Annotated in this window: 27 protein-coding genes; 15 read left to right on the top strand and 12 right to left on the bottom strand. The window is 68.5% G+C overall.

Annotated elements, in window-relative coordinates; translation table 11 throughout:
* The first annotated feature begins 105 nt into the window (after window positions 1–105).
* The 4 genes from BLU38_RS02815 to BLU38_RS02800 all read left to right on the top strand — a co-directional run bounded on the left by BLU38_RS02815 (window position 106) and on the right by BLU38_RS02800 (window position 2,342).
* Window positions 106–330, top strand: a complete 225-nt coding sequence (locus tag BLU38_RS02815; protein WP_157683183.1) for a hypothetical protein — start codon at window positions 106–108, stop codon at window positions 328–330.
* Window positions 331–455: 125 nt separating this feature from the next.
* On the top strand, window positions 456–959 hold the full coding sequence (locus BLU38_RS02810) for a DUF4188 domain-containing protein (protein ID WP_091519522.1): 504 nt from the start codon (window positions 456–458) through the stop codon (window positions 957–959).
* Entirely contained in the window at window positions 956–1,378 is a 423-nt protein-coding gene (locus BLU38_RS02805; protein WP_197679960.1) for a DoxX-like family protein, read from the top strand. Before BLU38_RS02810 ends, BLU38_RS02805 begins: the two co-directional genes overlap by 4 nt.
* Window positions 1,371–2,342: a class I SAM-dependent methyltransferase gene (locus BLU38_RS02800; protein WP_091519519.1), complete on the top strand. Its 972-nt coding sequence runs from the start codon at window positions 1,371–1,373 to the stop codon at window positions 2,340–2,342. The genes BLU38_RS02805 and BLU38_RS02800 overlap by 8 nt, the downstream gene beginning before the upstream one ends.
* 15 nt (window positions 2,343–2,357) lie before the next feature.
* Here the strand turns inward: BLU38_RS02800 and BLU38_RS02795 are convergent, their stop codons facing one another.
* Window positions 2,358–2,849 carry a MarR family winged helix-turn-helix transcriptional regulator gene (locus tag BLU38_RS02795; protein ID WP_091531745.1) on the bottom strand — a complete coding sequence of 164 codons (492 nt, stop codon included), beginning with the start codon at window positions 2,847–2,849 and terminating at the stop codon, window positions 2,358–2,360.
* 89 nt (window positions 2,850–2,938) lie between these two features.
* Between BLU38_RS02795 and BLU38_RS02790 the strand changes: the two genes are divergently transcribed.
* From BLU38_RS02790 to BLU38_RS02775, 4 genes are all read left to right on the top strand, one after another.
* A complete protein-coding gene (locus BLU38_RS02790) occupies window positions 2,939–3,328 on the top strand; it encodes a cupin domain-containing protein (RefSeq protein WP_091531742.1) in 390 nt (129 codons plus the stop codon).
* A 41-nt stretch (window positions 3,329–3,369) separates the two neighbouring features.
* On the top strand, window positions 3,370–4,215 hold the full coding sequence (locus tag BLU38_RS02785; protein ID WP_091519514.1) for a hypothetical protein: 846 nt from the start codon (window positions 3,370–3,372) through the stop codon (window positions 4,213–4,215).
* A gap of 41 nt (window positions 4,216–4,256) precedes the next feature.
* Window positions 4,257–5,474, top strand: a complete 1,218-nt coding sequence (gene ftsY, locus BLU38_RS02780) for a signal recognition particle-docking protein FtsY (protein ID WP_091519510.1) — start codon at window positions 4,257–4,259, stop codon at window positions 5,472–5,474.
* Between the two features lie 86 nt (window positions 5,475–5,560).
* Window positions 5,561–6,598, top strand: coding sequence for a hypothetical protein (locus tag BLU38_RS02775; RefSeq protein WP_157683182.1), 1,038 nt, complete (start codon window positions 5,561–5,563; stop codon window positions 6,596–6,598).
* 214 nt (window positions 6,599–6,812) lie between these two features.
* Here BLU38_RS02775 and BLU38_RS02770 read toward each other — a convergent pair whose 3' ends face one another.
* A complete protein-coding gene (locus BLU38_RS02770; protein ID WP_172836054.1) occupies window positions 6,813–7,817 on the bottom strand; it encodes an AraC family transcriptional regulator in 1,005 nt (334 codons plus the stop codon).
* Window positions 7,818–7,969: 152 nt separating this feature from the next.
* Between BLU38_RS02770 and BLU38_RS02765 the strand changes: the two genes are divergently transcribed.
* Both BLU38_RS02765 and BLU38_RS02760 read left to right on the top strand, forming a co-directional pair.
* On the top strand, window positions 7,970–8,587 hold the full coding sequence (locus BLU38_RS02765) for a hypothetical protein (RefSeq protein WP_157683181.1): 618 nt from the start codon (window positions 7,970–7,972) through the stop codon (window positions 8,585–8,587).
* Window positions 8,584–10,482 carry a vWA domain-containing protein gene (locus BLU38_RS02760; protein ID WP_091519497.1) on the top strand — a complete coding sequence of 633 codons (1,899 nt, stop codon included), beginning with the start codon at window positions 8,584–8,586 and terminating at the stop codon, window positions 10,480–10,482. The genes BLU38_RS02765 and BLU38_RS02760 overlap by 4 nt, the downstream gene beginning before the upstream one ends.
* Before the next feature lie 4 nt (window positions 10,483–10,486).
* Here the strand turns inward: BLU38_RS02760 and BLU38_RS02755 are convergent, their stop codons facing one another.
* The 4 genes from BLU38_RS02755 to BLU38_RS02740 form a co-directional block, all read right to left on the bottom strand.
* A complete protein-coding gene (locus BLU38_RS02755) occupies window positions 10,487–11,008 on the bottom strand; it encodes a hypothetical protein (protein WP_091519494.1) in 522 nt (173 codons plus the stop codon).
* Window positions 10,977–11,354: a hypothetical protein gene (locus tag BLU38_RS02750; RefSeq protein WP_091519490.1), complete on the bottom strand. Its 378-nt coding sequence runs from the start codon at window positions 11,352–11,354 to the stop codon at window positions 10,977–10,979. Before BLU38_RS02750 ends, BLU38_RS02755 begins: the two co-directional genes overlap by 32 nt.
* 1 nt (window position 11,355) lies before the next feature.
* Complete coding sequence (locus tag BLU38_RS02745; protein ID WP_269458154.1) at window positions 11,356–11,703, bottom strand: CPCC family cysteine-rich protein; 348 nt, start codon at window positions 11,701–11,703, stop codon at window positions 11,356–11,358.
* Between the two features lie 157 nt (window positions 11,704–11,860).
* Window positions 11,861–12,517: a TetR/AcrR family transcriptional regulator gene (locus tag BLU38_RS02740; protein ID WP_091519483.1), complete on the bottom strand. Its 657-nt coding sequence runs from the start codon at window positions 12,515–12,517 to the stop codon at window positions 11,861–11,863.
* A gap of 146 nt (window positions 12,518–12,663) precedes the next feature.
* Here BLU38_RS02740 and BLU38_RS02735 point away from each other — a divergent pair, with 146 nt between their 5' ends.
* Genes BLU38_RS02735 through BLU38_RS02725 form a run of 3 tightly spaced genes read left to right on the top strand, consistent with a single transcriptional unit; the run spans window position 12,664 to window position 15,915 of the window.
* On the top strand, window positions 12,664–14,100 hold the full coding sequence (locus tag BLU38_RS02735) for an alpha-amylase family protein (protein WP_091519480.1): 1,437 nt from the start codon (window positions 12,664–12,666) through the stop codon (window positions 14,098–14,100).
* Window positions 14,082–14,795 (top strand): VC0807 family protein, encoded by a 714-nt coding sequence (locus BLU38_RS02730; RefSeq protein WP_091519479.1) that lies wholly within the window; start codon window positions 14,082–14,084, stop codon window positions 14,793–14,795. Before BLU38_RS02735 ends, BLU38_RS02730 begins: the two co-directional genes overlap by 19 nt.
* Window positions 14,773–15,915 (top strand): epoxide hydrolase family protein, encoded by a 1,143-nt coding sequence (locus BLU38_RS02725; RefSeq protein ID WP_091531739.1) that lies wholly within the window; start codon window positions 14,773–14,775, stop codon window positions 15,913–15,915. The genes BLU38_RS02730 and BLU38_RS02725 overlap by 23 nt, the downstream gene beginning before the upstream one ends.
* A 29-nt stretch (window positions 15,916–15,944) precedes the next feature.
* On the opposite strand, the gene BLU38_RS30730 is transcribed toward BLU38_RS02725, so the two are convergent.
* The 3 genes from BLU38_RS30730 to BLU38_RS30725 form a co-directional block, all read right to left on the bottom strand.
* Window positions 15,945–16,772 carry a hypothetical protein gene (locus BLU38_RS30730; protein WP_157683180.1) on the bottom strand — a complete coding sequence of 276 codons (828 nt, stop codon included), beginning with the start codon at window positions 16,770–16,772 and terminating at the stop codon, window positions 15,945–15,947.
* A gap of 161 nt (window positions 16,773–16,933) precedes the next feature.
* Window positions 16,934–18,721, bottom strand: coding sequence for a cation:proton antiporter (locus BLU38_RS02715; RefSeq protein ID WP_091519477.1), 1,788 nt, complete (start codon window positions 18,719–18,721; stop codon window positions 16,934–16,936).
* An 87-nt stretch (window positions 18,722–18,808) separates the two neighbouring features.
* Entirely contained in the window at window positions 18,809–19,558 is a 750-nt protein-coding gene (locus BLU38_RS30725; protein ID WP_157683179.1) for a hypothetical protein, read from the bottom strand.
* A 91-nt stretch (window positions 19,559–19,649) separates the two neighbouring features.
* Between BLU38_RS30725 and BLU38_RS30720 the strand changes: the two genes are divergently transcribed.
* Together BLU38_RS30720 and BLU38_RS02700 are read left to right on the top strand one after the other, a co-directional pair.
* The gene (locus BLU38_RS30720; protein ID WP_157683178.1) at window positions 19,650–20,057 is read left to right on the top strand and encodes an NUDIX domain-containing protein; all 408 of its coding nucleotides are present in this window, start codon (window positions 19,650–19,652) and stop codon (window positions 20,055–20,057) included.
* A gap of 35 nt (window positions 20,058–20,092) precedes the next feature.
* A complete protein-coding gene (locus BLU38_RS02700) occupies window positions 20,093–21,346 on the top strand; it encodes an ROK family transcriptional regulator (RefSeq protein WP_091519469.1) in 1,254 nt (417 codons plus the stop codon).
* Window positions 21,347–21,406: 60 nt separating this feature from the next.
* On the opposite strand, the gene BLU38_RS02695 is transcribed toward BLU38_RS02700, so the two are convergent.
* From BLU38_RS02695 to BLU38_RS02685, 3 genes are read right to left on the bottom strand one after another with little or no spacing between them, the layout of a single operon-like run.
* A complete protein-coding gene (locus BLU38_RS02695) occupies window positions 21,407–22,777 on the bottom strand; it encodes a GH1 family beta-glucosidase (RefSeq protein ID WP_091519466.1) in 1,371 nt (456 codons plus the stop codon).
* Window positions 22,774–23,748: an aldo/keto reductase gene (locus tag BLU38_RS02690; protein WP_091531735.1), complete on the bottom strand. Its 975-nt coding sequence runs from the start codon at window positions 23,746–23,748 to the stop codon at window positions 22,774–22,776. The genes BLU38_RS02695 and BLU38_RS02690 overlap by 4 nt, the downstream gene beginning before the upstream one ends.
* A 38-nt stretch (window positions 23,749–23,786) precedes the next feature.
* A complete protein-coding gene (locus BLU38_RS02685) occupies window positions 23,787–24,569 on the bottom strand; it encodes a VOC family protein (protein ID WP_091519463.1) in 783 nt (260 codons plus the stop codon).
* Window positions 24,570–24,575 lie beyond the last annotated feature (6 nt).

The following is a 24,575-nucleotide window of genomic DNA, read 5'->3' as shown; positions in this document are numbered from 1 at the left end:
AGATGCCACCGCTAGTCGTGGTGATGCCGCCGTCGGCAGTACCTTCCCCCAGCGCATGTCTGAACTGTTGTGAAAGGCCCGAAAGTGATCATCTACGTCGTCGCCATGATTACGATTCTCGTGGTTGCCGCTGCCGTTGTCGGGCTGGTCCTGGTCGGCATGGAGGGGCGCGGCCGCCGCCGGATGCCCTGGGTCGCCGACAAGCTGACCCGCGCCGCCCAGCACCTGAACGGTGAGGTGGAAGCCCCCGAATCGTTCACCCGGGTGATCGAGCGCTCCAAGTTCGCCGAACGCCGCCAGCATCGCGAGCACAGCACAGCCGGTCGCTGATCGGTTCGCACGACCGGCCGCGGACGGATCCCGGGTCCTGCTGCCGGCGGCGGGTTGGCGGGAACGGACCGGCGACCGCGGCGGATGACGCGATCGTCACCCCTCGGCGTGTTGGAATCGGGGGCGTGCGACGGATCCGACCGGGGCGGCTGACCCATGATCATCACGGCGAGCTCGTCGTCTTCCTGATCGGCGTCCACGTCAACAAGTGGTGGCGGCCCGATCGCTGGCTTCCGGTGCTGATCCAGATGCCGCTGATGCTGCGTGAGCTGACCGACGATCCCGACTCCGGTCTGCTCGGCTACCGGCTCGTTCCGGACCCGCGCGGACCCTGGTACGTCCAGTACTGGAACAGCCTGGACAAGCTGTACGGCTATGCCGACGACCCGAGCGCCCGACACCGTCCTGCCTGGCAGCGCTTCAACCGACTGGTTCGCTCCGGCGGCGCGGTCGGTGCCTGGCACGAGACCTACCGGGTCCACAGCGCGGAGTCGATCTATGTCGACGCACCCCTGCAGGGGCTGGCGAGAGCGACCCGGATCCGGCGCGTCGGCAGCGGCCAGGACCGGGCCGCCGATCGGATGAACCGCCGACCGACCGAACCGCCCGATCAGGACGCCGCCCGGTGAACGCGATCCCACGTTCCTTGATCATCTTCGGCCGGATCGCGCTGCTGCTGGTGTGGATCTACGAGGGGTTGATCGCCAAGCTGGGCGGGCAGCGTGCCGACGAACAGGGGATCGCCGAGGCGGTGCCGTTGCTGCCCGACCACCTCGCCGGCCTCGCGCTGCGGGCGCTCGGCGGCTACGAGGTGCTGCTCGGGGTCTGGGTACTGATCGGGCTGTTGCCGCGGATCGCGGCGACACTGCAGACCCTGACCCTGATCGCGGTCAGCAGTACCGGGTTGCTGTTCGGCCGGGAACAGATCGGTGAGCCGCTGGACCTGGTGATCAAGAACCTCGCCCTGATCGCGTTGGTCTGGCTGGTCGCCGCAGCAGCTTCGGTGCGCACCGATTCGGTGCGGGACAGGGAGCCGGCCGATGGCTGAGCCTGCGCTGCCCGGCACCCCGTGGCGACCGGCCCGACGATTCGGGCCGGTCGGTCGGTCGGCGATCCTGTTCGGGGTCTCGTACGAGGACGAGCGGGTCGAGTCGGACGCGTTCGGTCCGCCCGGTGAGGTGTGCGTGATCGGCGCCTCCGGCGAGACCGCCGCGGCCTGTGCGGCTGCCGGGCATCGGGTCACGGCGGTGGACATCAATCCGAGCCAGCTCGACTATGCCCGCAACCGGTTGGCCGGTGGACCGATCCGGATCGGCCTGGCAGAGCGGGTGATGAGGGTCGGCCGAGCTCTGCTGCGGGTGGCTGCGCCGGCCTGGCGGATGTCCGAACTCGGCCCGCGACTGGCTTCCGCCGGACCGGAGCAGGCAGCTGACTACTGGCAACGGTCTCTGGACACAACAGCGTTGAGCCGCTTACTGGGCGGCACGATCCGGCCGGCCGGCGCCGTGCTGCGGACCATCCGACCGGCCGCGCGCGCGACGTTCCCGGCATCGTTCGACGCGGTGATCCGGCAACGGATCGGCGAGGGCCTGGCGCGGCACGGGATGGTCGGCAATCGGTTCGCCTGGCGGCTGCTGGCGGGTTGCGAGGACCGGAACTGGAGCCTGCCGTCGGCCCGCACCCTGCCTGCTGTGGCGCCGAGCGCCGGGGGACCGGCCGAAATCGTTTGGGTCCGGGCCGATATCGGCCGACACCTGGAGACGGTACCGGCCGGGCGGTACGACGGGCTGTCGCTGTCCAACGTGCTGGACGGAGCCGATCCCGACTACCGGCGGCGACTGCTGGCGGCCGCGCACCGAGCCGTTCGCCCGGGCGGAACCATCGTGCTGCGCAGTTTTGCTCCGCTCTCGGCGGCCGCGACTCTGCACGCCGGCCCGTTCACCGCCCTCGACGCCAGCGCCGCCGACGCGTCGCTGATCTGGGGAACCGTCACCGTGCTGCGGACGCGCTGAGCACAACGCGGGAGATCAGCCCCGTTCATCTCGTGACGCCCCCGATCGCTGGGCGAGCCAGCCGGGAAGATCGCCGACCGGCCGGTCGCCGGCTACGTCCATCAGTGCCTCGACCATCGCGTCGAAGCGAGCACGACCGAGTCGGCGCCGCCAACGGTCCATCACCTGCTCGAAGCCGGCCGCGCTGGCGGCGAGGAAGCTCTCGGCGTGCGGCGTGCGCCGGAGCTGCACCGCACGCCGATCGGCCGGCACCGATTCGCGGACCACAAGGTCGGACCGCTCGAGACCGGCGGCGGTCTTGGCCGCTGCCTGCTTCGAGACCCCGAGACGCTGGCCGAGCTCGTTGATCGTGCACCCGTCGGGACCGATCGCCTGGAGTGCGAACCCGTGCAGCGGTCGAGCGTCGGGGTATCCCTGTTCGGCGAGTTCGCCGTGCAGGGAGTCGACTCCGTCGCGGAACGCTCCGGCCAGGAGCAGCACGACGCGCCAGCCAGGTATGTCGGCCACCGTCACCTCCAGATCGACAACTGGGTTGACGATATCGCACGCAGACGCCTATCGTGATCGACAACCACATTGTCTATCAGGGAGTCGACATGCCTGGCGCCAAGATCGCCCGCTCCGACCATCGCATCACCGAGACGCCGAACGCCTTGATGGCCACTCTGGCTTCGCCCACCCACGGCGGGACCTCGACGCTGAGCCTGTGGCGGGTCACGATGCGTGCCGCGCAGCGCGGCCCTCGGCACGCCTTCGATGTCGAGCAGGCTTGGCACCTGCTCGTCGGTGCAGCGACCATCACGGTCGAGGCCGAGACCTTCGCCCTCCGGGTCGGTGACACCGTGGTCATCCCGGCCGGCTGCCGGCGGCAGGTCAGCACCGACAGCGGCGCGGAGTTCGTGGTCACCGGGCCGGCCGACGGCAGGGCCGTCACGATCTCGGCCGAGGGGGCAGGGGAGCCGATCGCACCCGCCTGGATCGTGTGACGGCAGCGGCTGCTGGGCCGACCAGCCATTAGGGTCCGGGAATGCGTACCCATCCGCTGGACATCGGCAGCCGCAAGTTGTGGCGCACGCTGGGTCGCGAGGTCGATCTGGACGGCGACGACAGCTGGCTGCGGTCGCCGACCAGCCCGCGCGATCTGGTCGCCGACGGCTGGCTGCAGGACGGCGCTGCGGTGCTGGGTGGCAGTCTGATCGCCGACGACCACGACGCCGGCCTGCTCGGCGATTTGTCCGAACTCGACGGTCCGGGCTTCACGGCGGCGGACCTGCACCCGCAGGTGCGCGACTTCTACCACCACACGGCCCGGTATCGGATCGAGGTCTGGTCGTCCTGGACGCCGATCTTCTGGCCGCCCGGCGAGATGATCTCCCGGCTCTGGGGACGCCGACTGCAGCAGCTGGCACTGCCGATGCGGCCGCTGGATGTTGCGCACGGGATGGACAGCCGGGTGCTGCCGATCCGCGATGCCGACGGGCGGCAATTGGCCGCCGGCTGGCTGCGCAGCCTCCGGTCGACCGGCGATTACGTGTACAGCGGCTGCTACCTGCCGCGGAAGGTCCCCGGCGAAGACCGGCTGAGTCTGGTGGTCTCGTTCCCGCTGCAGTCGGGCAACATGCAAGCGGTCCTGCAGCCTCACGTGCTACCCGGCGGTGCGCTGCGGCTGGAATCGCCGCCGGGCCCGTTCGGCAGCGCCGGGACCTACGTCCTGGTCGAGGACGGCGGCCGTACCTTCGTCCGTCGGCTGCCCGTTCACGAGACCTTTGTCGTCTACGTCGACGACGAGGGCGTGGTCCGTACCGATCACGTGCTGCGGGTCTTCGCAGCCCCGGCGTTCCGGTTGCACTATCGGCTGGACCGCCTGGGCTGATCGGTTCCGCCGCCCAGCCCTGCACTCGATAGGCTGGCGCGGTGGATGGAACGACACTGACCCTGCTCATCGCCGGCATCATCATCGTCCTCGGTGTGACCGCCGGGCTGGTCGTCACCAGCAGGCGCCGCGCGCTGCGGGGGACCAGCAAGCCGGAGCTGGAGAAGACACCGGAGCAACCCGCAGGCTCGGCCGGGACCGCTGTCGAGGACCGCGAGGCCGATACCGCGACCCGACCCGATACGGCGCCGGCCCAGCCGGAAACGGCCGAGCCGGAGGTCGTCCAGCCGGAGACCGAGCCGGCGGTCGTCGAGCAGCCGACCGTCGAGAAGCCGGAGGCACCGGAGAGCCGGTTGGTGCGGCTGCGTCGGCGGCTGTCCGGCTCCAACAACGCACTCAGCCGAGGACTGCTCGCCCTACTCTCCCGGGACAAGCTGGACGAGGACACCTGGGAGGACTTCGAGGACACCCTGTTGTCCTCCGATCTCGGCGTCAACCCGACCATGGAACTGGTTGAGGCGCTCCGGGATCGGTTCAAGGTCGAGGGGATCTCCGATCCCGGTCAGGCCCGCGGTGCACTCCGCGAGGAATTGATCAAGATCGTCGATCCCACCCTGGACCGAACCCTCGGTACGGTGCGCGGCGATCATCCCGCCGTGGTGATGGTGGTCGGTGTCAACGGCACCGGCAAGACGACCACGGTTGGCAAACTCGCCCGGGTGCTGGTTGCCGAGGACAAGGATGTGCTGCTCGGCGCCGCCGACACCTTCCGAGCCGCTGCCGCCGATCAGCTGGAGACCTGGGGGAGTCGGGTCGGGGTTCCGACCGTCCGCGGAGCCGAGGGTGCCGATCCGGCCAGCGTCGCCTTCGAGGCCGTCAAGGCGGGCACCGAGGCGGAGGCCGACGTGGTCATCGTCGACACTGCGGGCAGGTTGCACACCAAGACCGGCCTGATGGACGAACTGGGCAAGGTCAAGCGGGTGATCGAACGGCAGGCACCGGTCACCGAGGTGTTGCTGGTGCTGGACGCGACCACCGGTCAGAACGGTCTGACCCAGGCCCGGATCTTCGCCGAGGTGGTCGACATCACCGGCGTCGTCCTGACCAAGCTGGACGGGTCGGCCAAGGGCGGCATCGTGATCCAGGTGCAGCGCGAGCTCGGGGTGCCGGTCAAGCTGGTCGGGCTCGGTGAGGGCGTTGATGATCTGGCCCCGTTCGAGGCCACCGAGTTCGTCGACGCCCTGCTGACCCAGGACTGAGCACGAGGGCCTGAGCAGGCCGGGCGGCGGGAGCGCCGGCGCCGGAGGCAGGGTCGGATGATCCCCGCGACGGCTACCGTTGATCGATGGTGGCACCACCTGGAGTGGATGATCAGCGGGGTGCGGGAGCCGGATCCAACCGGCTGGCCCGGCTGATCGTCGTGCTGGTGGTGTTGTCGCTGATCGTTGCCGTCGTGGTCGTGGTTCGGCAGCTCACCCACGTCGAGGAGACCTCACAGCCGGTGCCGTCGGCGCCGGCGACCTCGGCGCCGCCGCGCCCTCCGGTACGAACCGCACCGAAACCCACCGGCCGGTTGGTCCGCCGACTCGAAGCCCTCGACCTGACCTGTGTCGGCCTGCAGGTCTCGCCGTCGATCAGCGGCTGCTACTCCGGACTCCAGGAACATCCGGGCAGTGAGCTGGACTGGGTGATCGGAAGGGAGCAACGGGTCGACGCCTTCCGATGGAGCGTCGACCTGACCGGTTCGAACGCTGCCGCGACGATGCCGGTCGTCGACGCACTCGGTGGCGACGACCTGCTCGGTGGAGCAGACCTGGCGTTGATCAGGTCGGCGATCGAGGACGCAGTCCGGACCGGTGAAGCCGATGGGTACCGCGCCGACTGGGGTTGGATCACCGTCGACTACGTGGACTCGATCGAGCTGCTCTCGATCGCGGGCACCCGGTATGCCGACGGCGACCCGATGGCCGGGCAGGTCGACGTGCCACTGCTCGACGAACGCCCGTTCGCCAGTTCGTACGAGGTGATCCGGTCCTACGTGATCGAGCTCGGCTACGCCTGCGAGCTCGACCCGGCGAACGCGACGCCTTCGCGTTCGATGCGGTGCTCGAAACCGTCGGTCGACCTGACCTTCTACTTCACCACCGATGACCCCAGACCGCACAGTCTGATGATCTACAACTCCGAACAGCGCGGTGACGGGACCGACAAGATCGCCGCCGCCCGTACGGTGCTGCGGGTGTTGGTCGCCGAGGACGTCGCGGAGCTCGGTCCGATGATCACCGAACAGCGACGCGCGACCGCATTCACCGGCGCCGCGCGCGGCTATCTGCTCCGGATCAGTCGGGACGAACTGACCCTGGACGGCGTCGGCTGGTACTAGTGGGCTTCCAACCCCTAGTGGGCTTCCAGCCCACTAGGCGTGTCTGGCGACCTGTCGGCTACTGCGCGGCGCCCGGCACACACGCTGACGACGTTGTCGTCAGTCGAAACGGGACCCACCGTTATTCCCTCCGCCGCTGTCGTCAGCGCACGCACTGGACACCGCTCGCTGCGCCGCGAGGCTGCGGGACACGCCCTCATCGGACCGGCTGCGCTCAGCAGGCCCGCCGCTCGGGGGCTGGAACGGGTGCGCGGTCCGGTTCGGAGCTGATCCGGCGATGCGCCGACGGCGACATCCCGTACGCCGCGGTGAACGCCCGGGTGAAGGTGCTGTGGTCGACGTACCCGACCCGGGCTCCGATCCGACGCACCGGCACACCGGCGGATGCCGGATCGGTCAGCAACCGGCGGGCCGTCTCCAGCCGCAACCGACGGATCCAGGCCGCGACCGTGATCCCGCGCACCCGGAACAACCGATGCAGGACGCTGAGGGAGATGTTGTGCGCCGCGGCGATCGAGCGAGGGGACAGCGCCGGGTCGGACAGATGCCGTCGAACGTGATCGTTGATCATGGTCAGCAGGGCCTGTTGATCATCGTCGGCCGGTGTCGGATCGGACTGCAGGGTGGCGGCGAACAGGTCGGCGGCCACGGTGTCCAGCCGGACGAGGTCGGCCGCTCCGAACTCCTCACGGTCGTCGGCGAGCCGCTTGAGGAAGTCGGCGAACAACGCGGGCATCCCGTGCGCGGTCGGTACCGCCTCGGCGAATCGCTCCGACGTGGCGGGCCGGCCGAGCTGCACGCGTTCCTGCGGGACCTGGACACGGACCAGCCGGACCGGGCCGGCGTCCGTGCCGATCCCACCGAGCTGGATCTGGAACGGAGCCGAACTGGTGTAGAAGGTCAGATCGCCCGGGTGCAGGATCGCCTCCCGGTCGAGTTGGCGAATGCCGATCCGGCCGCGTAGCAACAGCAGCGCCGCATGGACACCGGGATCCGAGGTGCGGACCAGGCGCGGGCTGCGCCGGATCTGCGCGGTGGAGATGGACAGGTCGACCAGATCGGCCTGAGGCAGCTCGACCGAACGTGCCAGAGCGGTGAACTGCTCCGGTTCGGCGCTGCTCACGCCCATCGCATGCGGGCTGCGCCGCTGCAGGTGGTCGAAACGGGGGAGTCGTTGATCCGCCGGCAGGCGGCGGCTGTCGAAGATGGTGTTGATCATGCTGTCTTCTGCGGCGAGGTGGCGGTCCGCTCGGTGCGTCATGCGGTCTGTGCCCAGCCAACCACACCGGCACAACCCATTTGCCACCGAAGGTCAAGGATCGGACACTGCAGGTCAAGGCCTCGGCGGGCCGGCCCGCGGAAACTCGATGGGTGATCGGAACCCCTGCAGATGATCAGCCTGCCCGCTGTGCGACCTGGCGGTCGAACGATCCGCCGCGCCCCGGCCGGTTCGTGGTCGCCACGGCTGCCCTGACCGCGGTGTGGTGCGTGGGATTCGCGACGGTGAACGTGGTCTTCGAGATCACCGATCACTTCGCGCTCGGTCGTGCCCCGGGCACGGTCGGACTCCGGGTGATGGACTGGCTGGTCGTCGGGCTCAAGCTGATCGGTGCCGCTCTCGCGCTGCTGTCGATCAGCCGACGGTCGATGGTCCCGCCGGCTCTGCTGTCGCCGGCCCTGTGGGCTGCCTTCGGCACCCTCGGGCTGTACGAGGCCGGCAATCTGGTCGAGGGCCTGGCGATGGTGCTCGGGCTGATGCCCGGCGGGTCGGAGCTGCGACTGATCGACGTCGGTTACGTCGTCTTCTTCGGTCTGGCAGCGGTCGGATTCGGCATCCTGGCGGTCGGCTACTTCCGACGGCTCGACCGGCCGCGTTGGCCGGATCTGCTCGGGCTGGCGGGAGGCCCGTTGCTGATCGCTGTCGTGCTCGGGGTGATCCCCGCGATCCTGACCGCCGGCGGTCTGCTGTCCCTGGACGGTCTGCGATGAGTCGCCGTCCATGTCGCGTCCTGGTCGGTGCGGTGATCGGCGCGGTGTTGCTGTTGCCGCTGCTGTCCGGCACGCCGCCGACCCGGGCCGACGGCATCAACAAGTTGATGTTGGTGATGGACTCGTCCGGGTCGATGAAGGAGTCGCTGCCCGGCGGTTCGAGCAAGATCAGCGCCGCTCGGAGCGCGCTGAACACAGTGATCTCCGGCCTGCCCGGGACCCAGCAGGTCGGCTTGCGGGTCTACGGCGCGAAGGTCTTCGACAAGGCGGACAAGGGCGCCTGCACCGACAGCCAGCGGGTGGTCGACCTCGACACGGACAACCGTTCCGAACTGCGTACTGCCGTCGGCCGTTACAGGCCCTACGGTGAGACCCCGACCGGATATGCGTTGGCGCAGGCGGGCAAGGATCTCGGCACCGACGGCCAACGGACGATCGTGCTGGTCTCCGACGGTGAGTCGACCTGCGCACCGGATCCGTGCAAGGTCGCCGGATCCCTTGCCCAGAAAGGATTCAAGCTTCGGATCGAGGTGGTCGGGTTGGGCGTCTCCGGCAAGGCGCGGAACACGTTGCGGTGCGTCGCGCGGGCTGCGCACGGGCACTACTACGACGCCGACGACGCCTCCGATCTGACCCGGGCGCTGGACACGGTCGCGACCCGGTCGGCGCGTCCCTACAAACCGTCCGGCCGGCCGATCGTCGGCGGAACCTCGGCGCCACAGGCGACACCGCTGGCGGTCGGCGACTGGGTCGACCGGCTCGGCGGTGTTGATCAGGAACGCGGAGAGCTGTTCTACACCGTACGGCGCAGCATCCCCGGCTCGACCTTCCACATCTCGGCGGCCTTGATCAACAAGACCGACGACTACGACGGACTGACCGTCGAACTCTCCAGCGGTGGCGAACGGTGCGGCTCCGACGGGCAGGCACTGAACGGCGGCTCCGGACCGATCGTCAGTGTCGCCTTTGCCGCACCGGGGCCCCTGGGATGGAACGAGGAATGTCGGGGCGCCGACTACTTCACCGTCGAGATCTCGCGCGGCGTCAACCACAGCGGCGACGGCCTGGCCGCGACCGTACCGGTTGAGATCAGGGTCACCGAGGAGGCCCCGGCGGGCAACGATTCGGAGCTGCCGGACGCCCTGCCGCGGGTCGCTCACCAGCAGATCGGCCTCGACCACCCGGTCAAGATCGCGGGCGGCAGCTCGTTCGCCGAAGCAACCGGCCTGTCGGCCGGCAGTTACCGGGGCAGCATCGTCCCCGGCGAGCTGCAACTGTTCTCGATCCCGGTCGGTTGGGGGCAGCATCTGGACAGTCGGCTGCGGATCCCGGAGTTGACCGGACGGCTCGCCGACGAGATGGACGACGGTGGGCCGGAGCTGAATCTGCGCCTGTTCTCGCCCTCCCGCGCACCGGCGGAATTGCTGGAGCAGTCCAGTCCGTCCAGCACCCTTGAAGCCGACGGCACCGAGATCGACAGCGTCAGCGCCCCGGTGGTCTACCGCGGCCGGACCTCCAACGAGGAACGCATCGCCGCCGCGAGTGAGGCCGGCCGCTACTACCTCGCGGTCTCGCTCGCCGCCGACGACGGGAAGAGCTACCAGGTGCCGTACGCGTTGGGGGTTGCGGTCGACGGCACGGTCCGGGGCAAGCCGATCGGCTCGGTCCATCGGACACCGACCTCCCCGAACGGGACGCCCACACCCGGCACACCCACACCCGTGCCGTCGGCGTCACCGGTCGCGCCGTCCGGGCAAGCAGCATCGCCGCAGCCCGCTGCAGCCGAGAACTCCTCCGCCGGTCTGCTCGCCCGCACCGTCGCGATCATGGTCGGCACACTCGGCGTGATCGCGGTCACCGGCGGGCTGATCATGATCATCCGGCGGAGTCGGTGAGCCATCACCAGCTGGTAGTGAAGCTGTACCAGGAACCGCGGATGTGGGTGAACCGAGGTGACTCGAAGCTGCTGGTGTCAGCGTTCTCCGGGACGCCGGACGGGAGGTAGGCGAAGCCGGCGTTGTCGGCGATTCCCGAACCGAGGTTGTCGTAGAAGACGTATCCGGTGGGCACCGTGTCACACGTAGTGATGCTGTAGAGGCCGATGCGGGCAGGGCATCGGGCCGGGAACCCATGGGTGTCGGTCTCGGCGTTGGGTTGGCCGGCAACGTCGACCAGGCTGTTGAAGGCCGGGAGGCTCAGACCGAAACGTAGTTTGAGCGCCAGATCGGATGCTGTCAGCGCGACACAGGCAGCGAGGATCAAGAGCGGGGCGATCACCATCCGCACTTGCGCCCGACTCTGTTCGCGACGACGGCGGGCCGCCGCGGCACTCGAGCTGACGATGACGGCGAAGAAGATGATCCGGCCGAAGCACAGCGAAATCTCAGGGCTACGCGACAGGCCGGTCGGTCCGAGCGCCATTCGCGCGGCGCCGCGCCCACACGATGGTCGCGATCCACCCGAGCCAACAGATGAGTGCCACGACTCGGAACCAGGACGGAGAGTCGATATGGGTGCCGGTCGTGCCGTCGACCAGTGCCACTGTCGTCCTGCACTCCGGCCCCGGCGGGAAAAGGCGCCAGCCAGGGTTGCCCCCGTCGCCGCTCTGGCTGTCGGTGAAATCCGCGCACGGAAACATCACCTGGAACCCGGTGACCAGCGCAGTCGCGATCACGCCGCCGATCACAATCGCCCACAGCAAGCAGGTCATGATCTCGTGGTCGATGTTCGGTGGTTCGCCACGTGGTGATTCCCGCCGGTTGATCACGTCAGCGCCACCAGTACAGCGAGGCGTACTCCGCCCTCGATCCGGCTGTCTGGGCACCGGCGCCATCAAGATCCCGCTGGGGCTCGAGCGGGCGCCATCGATCATCGAGCCTCTCGTTGGTACGAGCTCTACGCACCTTGCGAATGAAGATCTCGTCCATTGCGCCGATCCGCTGGTAGCAGCGTTGGCTGTCGACGAGCGACTTCCCGTTGGCGCCGTCTTCAGACAGCGGTCGTTCCAATTGGTTGGGATCGTCCTCCCAGAAACAGACCGCGCACAGGTCGTAGCGGCCGGCGGTCATCAGGGTCCGGTGCCCACAACAGGGGCACGGATGCTGAGGTTCAGACACCGCATGATCATCGCCGATTTCTGCGGAGTGCACGTCGGAACTTGAGATCCGCGATCTTCGAGAGCTGCGGCGGCCGACTTCGCGATCCGATTGTCGTATCAATTGCACCGAGCCCCGCGATAGCGGCCGGGTCCGACGAACTCGTACGACGGACGAGTCACTCCTGATCGGATACCGGAGAGGAGCCGGTCGTCACCAGCGGCAGGAAGATCAGATCGACGATCTCGATCAAGGTTTCATCCGGGATCGGGCCCTGGCCGGCGGTCAGGTATTCGGCCTGCAGCAGGGTGATCGGTAGCCGATAGATCCGACGGTGCAAGGATTCCGGGCGGGCCTGCCCGCGGGCGACCGCTGCCGCGAGGATGCCGAGCATCACCTCCGGGTCGGCGCTGAGTTGGCCGCGGAGATCGGCCATCAGGTCGGGCTGTCGACGAGCCTCGGCCAGCAGCGCTGCCAGGATCCGACCGGTCGCCGGGTCGCCGATCCGATCGGCGACCTGACGCAGCAGGGTCAGCACGTCGGTCCGGAGATCGCCGGTGTCGGGAGGGTCCGCCGGGCGTCCGACCATCGCCATGAAGGCCGCGACGCCGAGTGCGGTCCGACTCGGCCAACGGCGGTAGAGGGTGTTCTTGTTGGTCCCGGCGCGGCCGGCGACGCCGTCCATGCTGAAGCCGTCGTAACCGTGCTCGGTCAACTCGGCCACGGCGGCCTCGAGCAGTGCGAACTCCAGCTCCGCACCGCGCCGGCGAGGGGCTGATCCGGCGCGTCGCGGTGTCGACCGCGATGTGTCGGGTTTCGGTGCTGGTCGCTGCATCCTCTGATCCTTTCCGGCGCGGCATCCACTCCATGACAGCTGTCATGGATTCGCCCGCGGCCCTTGTCCCAGCCACATCTAGGTACTCTAATTAGGTACTGAAGGTACCCCAATGGGTTGAGAGCCGTACTTTAGCTGAGGAAATCATGCCCGAGACAGCAGTCGAATCACCGACGCGGTTCGCCGAACCGATGTGTGTCGGCATCTGTCGAGGAGGGACCTACGGGCTGTTCGGCGAGCCGGACGAATGTGTCGCGCCGGCCCGCGGACTCGGCGCCCGGCTGGTGCGCATCTTCCTCTACTGGGCGCAGCTGGAACCCGAGCCCGGCCGCTACGACTGGACCGCGTTGGACGCGTTCGTCGATCAACTCCGGGACGGCGACCGGGCATGGATCACCGTCGCGGGCAGCTCGCCGTTCGGCAGTCGGGTGGCGACGCCGTTCCTGCCGCCGTCGCCGGCCACCGACCGTGCGGCCTATCGGGCGTTCATCCGCCGGATGGTGCGTCGATCCGCGGGCCGGGTGCAGTTCTGGCAGTGCGAGATCGAACCGTGCGTACCACTGATGTGGGCGGGCAGCCCGCAGGACTACCTCGAACAGCTGGCGATCTTCTCCGCCGCGGTCCGCGCCGAAGCGCCGACCGCAACCGTTGTGCTGGGAGCTGCCGTGCCGGCGGCCATGCTCGCCGACGCACCCGGAAGCGATCGACGGATGCTCGACGGGATGCGGCAGATCACCGTCACCGGGGCCGGGCTGTACGACGCCTTCGACATCCACCCGTACGGCGACCCCTACCTGATCGACGACCTGGTCGCCTCGGCCCGGTCGATGATGGCCGAGGCCGGCGCCCAACGGCCGATCCTCGCCGGCGAGTACGCCGGTCCGATGCCGACCGCCTATCGGCAGAACCTGCCAGCGCTGCGGGGTGTGCTGGCCGGCTACCGACAGGCATTCGGGGACCGACAGGCACAACCCGTCGGACTCGGTCCGGAGGCCGACCACCCGGAGATGATCAAGCTCTATCAGGAGATCGACCATCTGCCCGCGACGCTCCGGATGTTCTTGCGGGACGGCGATCCTGATCTGGCCCAGCGGCGAGATCTGTCCGTCGGCAACGACATGATCATCAGGACCGCACTGTTGGCAACGGCCGGCGTCGGCGTCGTCGCGCCCTTCCAGCTGGCCCCGGAGCGAACGCAGGAAAGTCCGTACACGTTGCGGGCTTTGATGTTCTCCGCCTTCGCCCTCTATGACGATTCCCGCCCCGACGCCGGACCGGGCGGCTGGATCCGATCGCCGCGACGGACGGCACGGACCTACGCCCAGGTCGCCGAAGCCTTCAACGGCGCGACCGGCGCGCGACGCCTCGAGCACGGCGACGACGGACTGTACGTGATCGAGATCGACCGGCCCGACCATCCGGTCCTGGTCGCCTGGCGCCGCGACGACGAACGGACCGAGATCGCGGTGCCGACAACGAGCGACACACCCGGCCGGGTGACGGTCGACGCACATCCACAACTGATTGTTTCCGCTCCCCACCACAGCACAGATCGGAGTCCGTCATGGACCGACGTCAATTGATCATGAAACTGCTCCCCGACATCGCGGTGCCGGCGGTGATCTACTTCCTGCTGCGGGCCGTCGACATCGCACCGGCGTACGCCCTGTTGGCGGCCGCCGTCTACAGCATCGGCCGGGTCGGCTACGTGGCGATCCGTCGACACCGGCTGAACCTGGTCGGCTGCCTGGTCGGTGCCGGTGTGCTGATCGGCGGCCTGCTGACCTTGATCACCGGTGACCCACGCTTCCTGATGGCCCGCGAATCGGTGGTCTCCGGTGCACTCGGGCTGATCCTGCTCGTCTCCTGGGCGATCCGCCGACCGGCGATCTTCGCCCTGGTGCGGACGATGAACAGCGACCGGCCCGAGGCGGTCGGACGACTTGATCAGCTATGGGATGGCCGGCCGGACTTCCGGCACGCGATGATGGTGATGACGGCGGTCTGGGGCTGTGTCGCGCTGGCGGAATCCGTGCTCCGGATCGTCCTGGTCTACCTGCTGCCGCTGGACGTGATGGCCGCCGTCTCGGTCGCGCTGCAACTCGGCAGCACCGCACTGCTGATCTGCTGGACGGTCTGGTATCGCAAGCTGCGTGGCCGGCCGGATCGGCCGGTGTCCGACGCGGCAGCCACTCCCGGCGCACCGCAGCTGTCGACGACCTCGAGTGTCCGAGGTCCGGAGCATGATCGTGATCATGATCGAGTCGTTCACCGTTGAGGTCGCCGATGATGCCTTGCTCGACCTCAGGCGACGGATCGCCGACACCCGGTGGCCGGAACCGGCGACCGCGCCGGGGTGGATCCAAGGCGTCCCGCTGCCTCGGATGCGAGCGCTGGCCGAGCGCTGGTCGACCGGCTATGACTGGCGTCGGCTGGAGGCCGAGCTGATCGGTCGCCCGCAGTATCGGACCGAGATCGACGGTCTCGGCATCCACTACCTGCACGTCCGCTCCAGGCATCGCGACGCGACGCCGCTGATCCTGACCCACGGTTGGCCCGGATCGTTCCTGGAGTTCCTCGACGTGGTCGGGCCGTTGACCGATCCGACCGCGCACGGCGGAGCGGCGACCGACGCATTCCACCTGGTGTGTCCGTCGCTGCCCGGCTACGGGTTCAGCGATCGTCCGACCGCGGCCGGCTGGGACGTGCACCGGATCGCCGACGCCTGGGCGGAGTTGATGGGACGGCTCGGCTACCGGCGGTTCGGTGCCGCGGGCAGCGACTGGGGGACCAGCATCAGCACCATGCTGGCGGCCCGGTCGCCGGATCGCCTGATCGGCATCCATCTGATCCCGCCGCTGGTCGGCCCGGACACCTCGATCCGATCGACCGCGGAGGAGCAGCGGGCGCTGGACGACCTGGCGGAGCGGTCCCGGACCGGATCGGCCTACGGCGAACTGCACGGGACCAAACCGCAGACCATCGGCTATGCGTTGCTGGATTCGCCGATCGCGTTGGCCGCCTGGATCGCGGAGAAGTATCACGACTGGGTCGATCCGGCCGGTCCCGGTGTCACCGACGACCGGCTGTTGGACACGATCACGTTGTATTGGCTGACCGGGACCGGAGCGTCGAGCGCCCGGCTGTACTGGGAGAGCATCGCCGAGGTGAGCGGCTGGTTCACCGCCGGCACCACCGACACGATCGCGGTGCCGACCGGTGCCTCGGTGTTCCCGGCGGAGTTGCCGCGGCCGTCGTGGCGATGGGCCGAGCGTCGATTCACCGATCTCCGCTACTGGGGCACTCCGGCGGTCGGCGGACACTTCGCCGCCCTCGAGGTCCCCGACCTGTACGCCGCCGAACTCCGTGCATCGTTCGCCAAGATCCGCGGTGACTGATCCGGGCGCCGATGCTGCCCGGGCTACGGCTACTGCTGGTGATTCCCGTACTGCTGTTGGTGATTCCCGTACTGCTGTTGGGGATTCCCGTACTGCTCGTGCGGTTGCTCGTACTGCTGGTGCGGTTGCCCGTACTGCTGGGGCGGTTGCCCGTATTGCTGGTGCGGTTGACCGTACTGCTGTTGCGGTTGACCGTACGGCTGCTGTGGCAGTTGACCGTAGGGCTGCTGTGGTTGGCCGTACTGCTGTTGCGGTTGTCCGTATGCCGGCGGTGCCCCGTTCGGACCTGCTGCCCCGTACGGCTGCTGCTGCGGGCCGGCCTGGTGCTGCGGCGGACTGGAGGGCTGGACGGCCGCACCCTGTTGCGGCTGCCCGCTCTCGAGGAGTTGGACCATCCCAGCGGGATTGCTGGCCGCCATCGCTTCGCCGAAGGGAGTCGCCGCCCGCTCCATCACCAGCCAGCCGTTCTCGATGTCGCTGCCGACGATGTTGAGCTTGGACCGGATGAAGATCATCCAGCCCAGCGAGGCGATCAGGAACACGAAGAACAACAGGCTGCCGAAGGTGCCGCGCAACGCGAGCGCCGAAGCGAAGGCCAGCACGATCCCGAGCAAGGTGAGCAGTGACAGCTTGCTGTGCCGGGTGAACGAACGCTGGACCGGACCCGACACCGGGACGTTGATCACCACCGGGCGATTGGTGAGATCGATCACCAATCGCACGAAGCTCGGCATGAACATCGCCCATCGTTTGCCGAACCACACGCGGGCGGTGCCTTCGGCAGGTTGCCCGGTGACCGCGCAGATCGGCGGCATCCGGGCGGTGTCGAGATGTTCTCGCCGCCACATCACCTTCACGAGTTGCCCACTCCTTCTCCGCCTGTCGGCGGGTCACTGCTCCGAAACGTGGCCGGGCGCGCCCGTGTTGCGCAGACCCGACGGGATTGGGACGTCACGCTATCGTCTGCGGTTCCGGCGAGCGCCGGGCGGCGGCGAGTTGCGGGTCGGGGCGACCGGGATCAGAGCCGGCTGGACAGCCGGGCACTGGTCGCGGCTGCGTCGTAGTCGAGCTGCTCCAACATCTCCCGGTAGGTGTCGTCATCCAGCCGCCAGGCGTCCCGTTCGGCGGTCAGTGCCCGCCGTTGGGCGTCCAGCATCTCCATCCGGAGCTCACCGAACACCTCACCGAGGGCAGCTCGACCGTCCTCGGTCTCCGGCCGCTCTGATTCCTCGGCGTGCTGTTGCAACTCCTGACGATTCTGCTGGAAGCGCTGCATCTGGGCGGTGAAGATCTTCAACGCCGCCGGGTCGACCCGGTCGCCGACCCGGTCGATCGCGTTCGTCATCACCTTGGCGGCAGCGTTCTGGGTCACTTCGTTGGCGCGCCGCCGTTGCTCGGCCTCGAACCGCTCGTCGTCCTCCGAGCCGAGATTCAGCTTGCGGATCAGTGGCGGCAGGCTGAAGCCCTGGATCAACAGCGTCCCGACGGCCACCACGAAGGCGATCGCCTGGATCACCGGCCGGCCGGGGAAGGGCTGTCCGTTGGCCACCACCATCGGGATACCGGCTGCGGCGGCCAGGGTGACGACGCCACGCATCCCGGTCCAGGAGATCACCAGGTCGTGTTTGAGTGGCAGCAGCGGGCCCTCGCGGCGCACGGCGGACGGATCCGGTCCGTGATGGCCACGATCGGGAAGTCCGCGCCGGCGTCGTTCTTCCTCGCGTCGCTTCAACTGCTGGGCACGACGTTCGTAGCGGCGCTGCCGGACGGCGTCGAACCGTTCGGGATGGCGATCACGCTGCCGGCGGTAGAACGCGCGCAGTCCGACGAGTCGAGCGTGATTGATCAAGACGTACGCCGGCCGGACGGCCATCACGACCAGCAGGACGATGAACGCAGCCACCAGCACTGCGGGCAGCGAGTACCCGGCCTCGATCACCTCGGCGAAGACGAACCGCATCTGCATGCCCATGTAGGCGAAGACGAACGCCTCCAGCAGGACGTCGAGGCTGTGCCAGACCTGACGTTCCTGGATCCGCGCGGCATAGCCGGCCTTGCCGGAGTTGTGCCCGATCACGAAACCGGCGGTGACCACCGCGATCACCCCGGAGGCATGGAGTTCCTCGGCGGCCAGATAGGCCGCGAACGGCACCACCAGACCGAGCACCGTCTCCAGGCCCGGGTCCTTGAGCCGACGCTGGATGAGCCGAACGACATTGGCCAGCACGGCACCGACCACGACACCGACGACCACGCCGTAGCCGAAGAACAGCACCGGGGAGGAGATGAACTCGGGGGCGCCGGTGACAGCCACCGTGGTGATGGTGAACATCGTCAACGCCGCCGCGTCGTTGATCAGACTCTCGCCGGTGAGGATCGTCATCACCCGTTTGGGCAGGCCGAGTCGTCGACCGATCGCCTCCGCGGTGACCGCGTCGGACGGTGCGACCACCGAGCCGAGCACCAGTCCGGCGCCGACGGTGACCGACGGAACCAACCAATAGGCGGTGAACCCGGCAGCCAGCGCGGTGACGATCACCAGGATGACCCCGAGACCGATGATCGGCCAGAGGTTGCGGACGAAGTTGACGAAGGAGAATTCCAGTGCGGTGGAGTAGAGCAGCGGCGGCAGCACCAGGCTCAAGATCAACTCCGGCTCGATCTCCAGCCGTGGCAGTCCGGGGATGAAGGACACCGCCAGCCCGAGCAGCACCAAGATCAACGGCGCCTGCAGACCCTTGCGCTGGGAGATCGCGGAGACGGCGATCGCGGCGATCACGACCAGCAGCAACTCGACACCGTTCATGGGCTCAGCATAAGGAACCGCGCTGGCACCGTCCTGGCAGCGCGCTGGCACCGATCATCCCCCGACCGATCATGCCCGGTGCGGTGTTCAGTGGGTGTCGGGCGGATGCAGGATCGCGTACGGGTCGCAACCGCCCTCACCGGGTCGCATCACCCGGCGCTCCGGGACGACCATCGAGACGCTACCGTCGGGGGAGCGGACTCCGGCCAGGCAGGCGTAGTTCCGGCTCCTGGTGAGCACCAGAACCCAGGAGCCGTCGACGATGTCGGCTCGCACCGTGAACGGACCGGCGTGCCGCCGGGCGTGATCACGGGCCGCGTCGATGGTCGGCTGCCGGAGAGCGGACTTGATCATGTCGGTCTGGGCGTCGAGGTCGGGGACCGTCGGTGGGGTCGGCAAACCAGGCGGTGTCTGCCCGCGGCAGCTGATCGACCGGACCGACTCGTCGGTGTCGATCCGCACGCAGCGGACGGCGTGCCCGGCCGGGCGGCTTCGGTCGCCGAAGGTGACGGCCGCGTGCGGCGGCACCCGGACCTCGATCCTGGCATCGAGCTCTCCTCGGCCGCCCACCCGCCGCCAGGACAACGGTCGGACCGACACCGTGGCCTCATCGTCGGAACCTGATGCACTGTCGTTCGCGGCCCAAACGGCCAACCAGGACGGATCGGTGTCGGACCGCCAATGCTGCGTCGCCTCGCGGGAGATCCCGTCGGCGACCGCGTCCAACCGACGCCGGGCCTCCCGGTCACCGGATCCGGCGCCGCACCCGGCGACCGCGATCACCACCAAGATCATCGGCAGCAGCAACCACCGCGAGCGCGGACCGGGACGTGTCACGTCATCATCCTGGTCAGTCCGCCGGCGGCCCGCATCGCCCTCCGGGATGATCATCGGCGACCCCGCACCCGGTCGGTGGGATGATGGGGACATGGTGAACCAACGTGCGGTTGCGGTCGTCCTGGACGGCCGACGGCTGCTGGTGATCCAGCGATTCCGGGACGGCAGGCATTACAGCGTCCTTCCCGGCGGCGGGGTCGAGGACGGCGAGAGCTGCGAGCACGCAGCGGTGCGCGAACTCGCCGAGGAAACCTCATTGGTCGGCACCATCGTTCGTCGGCTCGCGACGATCAACGACGGCGGACGCGATGCGACCTACTTCCTGGTCTCGATCCCGGATCCGTCCGTGCAGCCGAGGCTCGGCGGGCCCGAGGCAACACGGCAATCATCGACCAACCGGTATCGTCCGACCTGGATCGACGGACGGCAACTCGGTCTCACCCGGCATGATCTTCAGCCGGAGGTCGTCCGGCCGCTGATCACCGAGCTCGTCGGCTGATCGCTGCGGAGCATGACGACGGGCGGGAGGTGACGATGAAGGCACTCAGAGGTGCGACGGCGCTGGAGACGCACAGCGCCATCCTCGACCTGATCCGGACGTCGGGCGAGGTCAGCAGGATCGAGCTCGCGGCACGTTCCGGGCTGACCGAGGCCTCGATCTCCAGGATCGTCAAACAACTGCTCGTCGAAGGATTGGTGATCGAAAGCGGTGTCGGCGACTTCACCGGTGGCAAACGGCGGACCCTGATCCAGCTCAACGCCGGCGCCCGGCACGCGGTGGGCATCTCGCTGGACGACGCCGGGATCACCTACATGATCACCGATCTCGGCGGCGCGGTGGTCGGCCGCCAGCACAGTGCCGGGATCGCGACGACGAGCCCGGCCACGGTCACCAAACGGGTCGCCCAGGAGTTGCAGGACTTCCTGGTCCGCTCCGGCGTGGACCGCACCACGCTGGTCGGCATCGGAATCGCACTGGCCGGTCGACAGGACGAGAGCCACGACGTTCTGCGGTCCAACCCGCAGGCGACGGAATGGGAGATGTTCGCCGTCGAGGACGCCCTCGGTGCGGCGACCGGACTGCCCGTGGTGATCGACAACGACTCGACCTGCGCGGCGATCGGCGAATACTGGACCGGTCGGTCACCGGCGTCGGAGGATTTCGCGACGCTGTACCTGGCGACCGGATTCGGGCTCGGGCTGGTGATCGACGGCGACGCCTACCGCGGGGCATCGTCCAATGTCGGCGAAATCGGCCATCTGGTGCTGGACGTCCACGGGCCGCCCTGCTGGTGTGGCAACAACGGCTGTCTGGAGGCGTTGGCCGCACCGCTGCGGATCGTGGATCTGGCGCGGCAGGAGCCGACGACCGACGACCGATTGGGCCTGTCCGGCAGCCGGAGCAACCTCCGTCGCGACTTCGCCACGATCACCGAGGCAGCTGCGGCAGGCGACGCCGACTGCGTCGAGCTGATCGAGCAGTCCGCGTTCTACGTGGCGATGGCGCTGGTCTCGGTGACCAATCTGCTCGATCTTGATCGGATCATCCTGGCCGGCCCGGGTTTCAACTCAGCCGCCGACATCTACCTCCGGGTGGTCACCGAACGACTGGACCGGCACTCCTTCGCCCGGGCCGTGCACCCGACGACCGTGTCGCTGTCCAAGGCCGGGCAGGATTCAGCCGCGCTCGGTGCGGCATCGATGGTGCTGCACAGCCGGATGACACCGCATCAGACGTCGCGTCCGTTGGCAGTCGTCAGGGCACCGGGCACCGCCCCCTCCGCCTGACACCTCGCCCGGCCCCTGAGCGGTTCATGATCACGGCCGGCGGCATCATGATCGTCACCGTCACCGGGTAGCCAGGAACGAGCGCAGCCACTCGCCACTGTGCTTGACGGTCCGCCGCTGGGTGTCGTAGTCGACGTGGATCAACCCGAATCGCCTGCTCTGGCCGAACGCCCACTCCCAGTTGTCGGTCAGGGTCCAGATGAAGTAGCCGCGGAGGTCGATCCCGGCGTCGATGGCCTGCCGGCAGGCGGCAAGATGATCGTGGAGGTAACGGCGGCGTTCCACGTCGTCGAAGGCGCCGTCGGCGGAGGGGGCGTCCGGCCAGGCCGAGCCGTTCTCGGTGATGTACAGCGGCAGCTCGGGGGCCATGGCAGCGGCCTGCCGCAGCACGTCGACCATCCCGTCGGGATGGATCTCCCAACCCATCTCGGTGGTGGCAGCTCCGGTGGCGACCATCGTCACCTGCTCCGACCCGGGATAGGCGCTGGGCCGGGCCGGCCGGTCCGTGGTCGTGGTGGTGTGCCGGCTGTAGTAGTTGATCCCGAGGAAGTCCAACGGTGCCGCGATGGATGTGAGATCACCGGTGCGCTCGGCGAACCAGGCCGTCTCACCGAGGTCTGTCAGCACGTCCTCGGGGTAGCTGCCGCGCAACACCGGTTCGAGGAAGAAGCGGTTCTGCAGCCCGTCGATCCGGCGGGCAGCGTCGACGTCGTCCGGCGCGGACGAAGCCGGCCGCACCGAATACAGGTTGAGCGTCACGCCCACCCGTGCGGCCGCGTCGCGGCGAAGTACCTGACTGGCCAGGCCGTGACCGCGCAGCAGGTGATGGGCGGCGTGGGCAGCCTCACTGCCGAGCTGCTTGCCTGGCGCATGGACGCCGGAGGCGTAGCCCAGGAAGGCCGCGCACCACGGTTCGTTCAGGGTGATCCAGTGCGTGATCAGATCGCCGAGACCGTCCTGGACCGCAGCGGCGTAGTCGGCGAACCGGTTCGCGGTGTCCGGGTCGAGCCAGCCGCCGCGATCCTCCAATGCCTGCGGTAGGTCCCAGTGATACAGCGTGGCCCACGGCGTGATTCCCTTCTGCAGCAGGGATTCGGCCAGCCGACGATAGAAGTCGATGCCCGCCGACAACGCGCGGCCGGTGCCGCCGGGCTGGATCCGTGGCCAGGCGATGGAGAAACGGTACGCGTCCAGGCCGAGATCGGCCATCAACGCCACGTCGTCGGCGTAGCGATGGTAGTGATCATCGGCGACGTCGCCGGTCGTGCCGTCGGCGATGGTGCCCGGTGTGCCGGCGAAGGTGTCCCAGATGCTCCGACCACGACCGTCCTCGGTCGTGGCGCCCTCGACCTGATACGACGCGGTCGCCGCGCCGATCACGAAGTCCCGGGGCAGCCGCGGCCCTGCCAGAGTGTCGTCGGAGGTGTTCATGAGTCCAGCCAGTTCGCCCGGTCCGGCAGCAGCGCGGCGAGCTCGGTGAAGAGGCCGTCGGGCAGTGCGTGCTCAAGACCAGCGCGCAGCGCCCGCAGGCGTTCGGGTTTGGAGAAGCCGGTGATCGTCGTACTGATCCGTGGGTCCCGGATCGACGCGTGCAGCGCCGCGGTCGCCAGATCGGTGCCGTAGCGCTCACAGGCCGCCGCCATCTCTGCGACGGCCGACAGGGTCGCCGCAGTGGCCTCCCGGTATCCGTAGCGGGTGCCGCCCGCATGAGGGGCGGCCAGCAGGCCACCGCCGTAGATGGCGGCATTGATCACCGCGATCCCGGCCGCGCGGGCCGCATCGATCAACTCGGCCGCGCTGTGATCCACCAATGTCCAGCGATTGTGCACCAGCAGCACCTCGAAACCGCCGAGGTCCAGATAGCGTCGCATCACTGCCGTGTCGCCGCCGGCGAGCCCGACGTGATCGATCTCGTCCTCCTCGCGCAGCCGCTGCAGGGTCTCGACCGCTCCGCCGGGCGCCGCCATCTCGTCGAAGTCGAAGAACTCCGGATCGTGCAGCATCACCAGCGGCAGCCGATCCAGACCAAGTCGCTGCTTGCTCTCGGCGACACTGCGGCGGACCCGGTCGCCGGAGTAGTCGCCGTCCTTGGCGTCGACCTTGGTGATGATCATGAAGTCGTCCGGCAGTCCGCCGGTGGCGCGGACCGCGGCTCCGATCCGGCGTTCGCTCTCGCCATCGCTGTAGCCGTTGGCGGTGTCGATCGTCCGGATCGGGCTGTCCAAAACCTGCCGGACGAGCTCGATGGCGTCCCCGGCGGCGACCTGATAGCCGAGCAGTTGCGGCATGCTGCCCAACGGTCCGCCACCGAGGGTCACCGCCGAGACGGTGAGGCCGGTCGCACCGAGCGGCCGCAGCCAGGGTTGCGGTGCCCAGCCCAGTGCCGGGGATTCGTTCAGCATCGGGGAATCCTCCCGTGGGGCTCCGGATGTCGCCGCGCTCATCGTTCGGCTCCGAGCGTGATCGGGAAGCCGTCGGCGTCGAGCGTGATCACGGCGCCGTATCCGGTCTTGCCGAGCTCGGTCATGCCTGCTGGCGATCCGGAGCTGCCGCCGATCTCGGCGGCCACGAAGCCGGGTGCGTCGAGCTGTGGTGTGGCCGGTTGTTTGTCCGCTCGGTAGGTGAAGATCTCCAACACTGTCGGTCCTGCCTTCAGATAGCCGATCGAGAAACCGCGCGGATCCTGGGGCTGATCGATGATCCCGATCAGGTCGAAGCCGAAATGATCATGATAGAAGTCGGCGGTCCGCTGCCGGTCGTCGACGGTCAGCGCGACGTGATCCAGTCGCGGTCGGTCCGGTACGCCCAACGCGCGTTCGGCGGCGACACCGTCCTCGTCGATCATCGTGCTGTACTGCAGGTCCCGGGCGACGAACTCGCAGAGCGTACCGTCCGGATCGTAGAAGAAGGCGATCCGCACGTCACCGGTGGCTTCCAGAGGATCGAGGTGGAAGCGGACGCCGGCCTCTTTCAGCGGCGCCACCCAGCGGTCGACGTCGTCGACCTTGAAGCCGATATGGCGGAAACCGCGATGGAGGTCGTCAGCCACCCAGGCATGGTCGGCTGGGTTGTCGATCCGCTGCAATCTCAGTGTCCCGCTGATCAGGTCGAGGACGGCGTGGTCGTCATCGCGGGAGATCGGCTCTGCGGCCAGGAAGCGGGTGTAGAAGTCGATCGATCTGTCCAGGTCGGTGACGTTGATGATCACGGAGGTGATACTCATGGGCTC

Source organism: Microlunatus soli, assembly GCF_900105385.1.
GTDB lineage: Bacteria > Actinomycetota > Actinomycetes > Propionibacteriales > Propionibacteriaceae > Microlunatus > Microlunatus soli.
This window is presented reverse-complemented; position numbering and strand designations above follow the sequence as displayed.

What these genes read in the sequence shown, in the direction of transcription:
- BLU38_RS02815 (WP_157683183.1), top strand. Translation starts at nt 106, where the DNA reads ATGATTACGATTCTCGTGGTTGCCGCTGCCGTTGTCGGGCTGGTCCTG.
- BLU38_RS02800 (WP_091519519.1), top strand. Translation starts at nt 1,371, where the DNA reads ATGGCTGAGCCTGCGCTGCCCGGCACCCCGTGGCGACCGGCCCGACGA.
- BLU38_RS02790 (WP_091531742.1), top strand. Translation starts at nt 2,939, where the DNA reads ATGCCTGGCGCCAAGATCGCCCGCTCCGACCATCGCATCACCGAGACG.
- BLU38_RS02785 (WP_091519514.1), top strand. Translation starts at nt 3,370, where the DNA reads ATGCGTACCCATCCGCTGGACATCGGCAGCCGCAAGTTGTGGCGCACG.
- BLU38_RS02775 (WP_157683182.1), top strand. Translation starts at nt 5,561, where the DNA reads ATGGTGGCACCACCTGGAGTGGATGATCAGCGGGGTGCGGGAGCCGGA.
- BLU38_RS02770 (WP_172836054.1), bottom strand. Translation starts at nt 7,817, where the DNA reads ATGATCAACACCATCTTCGACAGCCGCCGCCTGCCGGCGGATCAACGA.
- BLU38_RS02760 (WP_091519497.1), top strand. Translation starts at nt 8,584, where the DNA reads ATGAGTCGCCGTCCATGTCGCGTCCTGGTCGGTGCGGTGATCGGCGCG.
- BLU38_RS02755 (WP_091519494.1), bottom strand. Translation starts at nt 11,008, where the DNA reads ATGGCGCTCGGACCGACCGGCCTGTCGCGTAGCCCTGAGATTTCGCTG.
- BLU38_RS02740 (WP_091519483.1), bottom strand. Translation starts at nt 12,517, where the DNA reads ATGCAGCGACCAGCACCGAAACCCGACACATCGCGGTCGACACCGCGA.
- BLU38_RS02735 (WP_091519480.1), top strand. Translation starts at nt 12,664, where the DNA reads ATGCCCGAGACAGCAGTCGAATCACCGACGCGGTTCGCCGAACCGATG.
- BLU38_RS02730 (WP_091519479.1), top strand. Translation starts at nt 14,082, where the DNA reads ATGGACCGACGTCAATTGATCATGAAACTGCTCCCCGACATCGCGGTG.
- BLU38_RS02725 (WP_091531739.1), top strand. Translation starts at nt 14,773, where the DNA reads ATGATCGAGTCGTTCACCGTTGAGGTCGCCGATGATGCCTTGCTCGAC.
- BLU38_RS02715 (WP_091519477.1), bottom strand. Translation starts at nt 18,721, where the DNA reads ATGAACGGTGTCGAGTTGCTGCTGGTCGTGATCGCCGCGATCGCCGTC.
- BLU38_RS30720 (WP_157683178.1), top strand. Translation starts at nt 19,650, where the DNA reads ATGGTGAACCAACGTGCGGTTGCGGTCGTCCTGGACGGCCGACGGCTG.
- BLU38_RS02700 (WP_091519469.1), top strand. Translation starts at nt 20,093, where the DNA reads ATGAAGGCACTCAGAGGTGCGACGGCGCTGGAGACGCACAGCGCCATC.
- BLU38_RS02695 (WP_091519466.1), bottom strand. Translation starts at nt 22,777, where the DNA reads ATGAACACCTCCGACGACACTCTGGCAGGGCCGCGGCTGCCCCGGGAC.
- BLU38_RS02690 (WP_091531735.1), bottom strand. Translation starts at nt 23,748, where the DNA reads ATGCTGAACGAATCCCCGGCACTGGGCTGGGCACCGCAACCCTGGCTG.
- BLU38_RS02685 (WP_091519463.1), bottom strand. Translation starts at nt 24,569, where the DNA reads ATGAGTATCACCTCCGTGATCATCAACGTCACCGACCTGGACAGATCG.